The sequence below is a fragment of the Actinomadura sp. KC216 genome (assembly GCF_004348535.1).
Taxonomy (GTDB): Bacteria; Actinomycetota; Actinomycetes; order Streptosporangiales; family Streptosporangiaceae; genus Spirillospora.
In genome coordinates this window covers 1-2,619 of record NZ_SMJX01000555.1, presented here as the reverse complement: position 1 = coordinate 2,619, position 2,619 = coordinate 1, and the positions used below count along the sequence as shown (strand labels likewise).

The 2,619-nt window shown below is 74.8% G+C and carries 3 protein-coding genes; all 3 read right to left on the bottom strand.

Translation table 11 applies throughout. The features are described 5' to 3' along the window. Positions 1-1,332 (bottom strand): FAD-dependent monooxygenase (locus E1264_RS41855; protein ID WP_132183017.1); only part of this gene is annotated, 1,332 nt, incomplete at its 3' end. Between the two features lie 207 nt (positions 1,333-1,539). Then, entirely contained in the window at positions 1,540-2,220 is a 681-nt protein-coding gene (locus E1264_RS41850) for a response regulator transcription factor (RefSeq protein ID WP_132183015.1), read from the bottom strand. Further along, a partial coding sequence (locus E1264_RS41845) for an ATP-binding protein (RefSeq protein ID WP_347813460.1) occupies positions 2,217-2,619 on the bottom strand: 403 nt, incomplete at its 5' end. The genes E1264_RS41850 and E1264_RS41845, both read right to left, overlap by 4 nt.

Below are 2,619 nucleotides of genomic sequence, written 5' to 3'. Positions count from 1 at the left end.
GTCGGGGAGGTGGTCGACCCGGTCGGACCAGCCGCCGGTGGCCAGGTGTCCGGTGCGGTCCAGCAGGAGGCCGCGGCCTCGATACATCCGGTCGTAGAGGCGGCCCTGCGCCAGGTCGATGTCGCGCAGGCGGCGGCCGAGCAGGTCGGGGCCCTCGCCGAGGTCGTAGCGGACGCCGATCGCGGTGATCTTCTCGATCAGATGGCGGTTGACCTCGTCGAAGTCCATCAGCTCGGTGAGGAGCCCGCGCACGGCCCGCGGGCCCGGCCCGGTGGACAGCAGTTCCATCTGGGCGCGGGTGTTGTCCAGCACGTCCGCGGCGACCGGCCGGCGTTCGGCCTGGTAGGTGTCCAGCAGGGTGTCGGGCGCCCAGCCGCGGACCTGTGCGGCCAGCTTCCAGCCGAGGTTGAACGCGTCCTGGACACCGAGGTTGAGGCCCTGGCCGCCGATGGGCGGGTGGATGTGCGCCGCGTCACCGGCCAGCAGCACCCGCCCGGCCCGGTACCGTCCGGCCAGGCGGGTGGCGTCGCCGAAGCGCGACAGCCAGCGCGGGGAGTGAACACCGAAATCCGTTCCGGCGATGGCGCGCAGCTGCCGCTGGAAGTCCTCCAGCGTGGGCGGCTGCGCGCGGTCGGAGACCCCGGCGGCGGGGACGACGACGCTGTAGATCCCTCCGCCGAACGGCCTGAGCCAGAACCGCTTGTGGGTCTCGCTGATCTCGGCCACCCTGGCGGCGATCTCCTCCTGCGGCGCGCCCACTTCCATCTCGCCCATCAGCGTCTCGGTGCGCGAAGGTTCGCCGGGGAAGCCGACGCCGAGCAGTTTGCGGACCGTGCTGCGGGCGCCGTCGCAGCCGACGAGGTACCGCGAACGCAGCCGCTCCCCGCCGGCCAGCTCGACGGTCACGCCGCCGGCGTCCTGCTCGAGACCGGTCACCGCGCACCCGTGCCTGACCCGCGCACCCAGGGCCGTGGCGTGCTCTTCGAGGAGGCGGACGATGACCGGCTGCGGGATGCCCACCAGATAGGCGTGCGCGGAGTCCAGGCCCTTGGGGACGGGTTTGGTGATGGCGGCGAAGAATCCGGCGGCCGGACGGCGCCGCCCGTGGTCGAGGACGCGCTCCAGCAGCCCGCGCATGGCCAGCAGTTCGAGGCTGCGGATGTGCAGGCCGACGATGCGGACGAACGACGCGGGCGCGGTCTCCTTCTCCAGGACGAGGACCCGCACATCGTGCAGCCGCAGTTCGGCGGCCAGCGTCGCGCCGGTCGGCCCGCACCCGGCGATGATCACGTCGAACGCGTCGTGCCCGGCGGTGAAGGACGGAGAGTGCATAGGTGTCTGCCTTTCGGGAGTGCCTGGGTGGTGCGGCGCTCCCGGCGGACACCTACGTCGATCGCCCGGCCGTGACGGGGAGAGGGAGCACCCACGTCGATGCAGCGTTCATGGGTCTCACCTCCTCGGGCTGGGCCACGGTCAACGGCAAGCTACAAGCCGGGCGGCAGCCCGTCCACTCCTTTTCCGACCGGTCGCGCGGGGCGGTCAGCGGCCCGAGCGGGGGCGGACGAGGCCGCTCTCGTAGGCGGCGACGACGGCCTGGACGCGGTCGCGCAGCCCCAGCTTGCGCAGGATGCGGCTGACGTGGGTCTTGACCGTCTCCTCCCCCACGACGAGCCGCGCCGCGATCTCGGCGTTGGCGAGGCCCTCGGCGACCAGGCGGAGCACGTCGGTCTCGCGGGGCGTCAGCACGTCCACACCGCCGCCCGGGCCGCCCGTGGGGGGTGACGGCGGGCGCGGGCGGAGCCGGGCGAACTCCCCGATCAGGCGGCGGGTGACGGCCGGTGCCAGCAGCGCCTCCCCCGCCGCGACGACCCGCACGGCGTCGAACAGCCGCTCGGCGGTGACGTCCTTGAGCAGGAACCCGCTGGCCCCGGCGACGAGCGCGTCGTAGACGTGCTCGTCCAGGTCGAAGGTGGTGAGCATCAGGACCCGCGGGGCGCCGGGGGCGGCGGTGATGCGGCGGGTGGCCTCGATGCCGTCCATGACGGGCATCCGCACGTCCATCAGCACGACGTCGGGCCGATGCTCGGCGCAGGCGCGGACCGCGGCGGCGCCGTCGGCGGCGGTGCCGGCGACGGCCAGGTCGGGCTGGGTGCCGAGCAGCGCCCCGAACCCGGCGCGGACCACCTCCTGGTCGTCGGCGACGACCACCCGGATCGTCATGTCGCGCCCTCGGTGGGCAGCGTCGCCTCGACGAGGAACCCGCCGACCGGGCCGGGGCCGGTGCGCAGGTCGCCGCCGACGGCCGCGGCGCGCTCGCGCATGCCGAGCAGGCCGTGCCCCGCGGGGCCCGCACCGCCCGCCGCGGGTCCCGGGCCGTTGTCGCGGACGCTGACGCGCAGCGCCCCGGGCGTGTAGTCGACGTCCACGTCCACGGCGGCGCCGGGCGCGTGCCGGCGGGCGTTGGTGAGGGCCTCCTGCACGATCCGGTACGCGGCCAGCTCCACCCCCGGGTCCAGGACGGCGACGCCGCCGCGGACGATCAGCCGGACGCTCGCGGCGCCGGAGTCGCGGGTCTCGTCGATCAGGTCCAGGAGCTGCCGCAGGCCGCCGGGCTGGGGG

Coding starts and splice junctions, on each gene's coding strand:
- E1264_RS41850 (WP_132183015.1), bottom strand. CDS start 2,220: ATGACGATCCGGGTGGTCGTCGCCGACGACCAGGAGGTGGTCCGCGCC.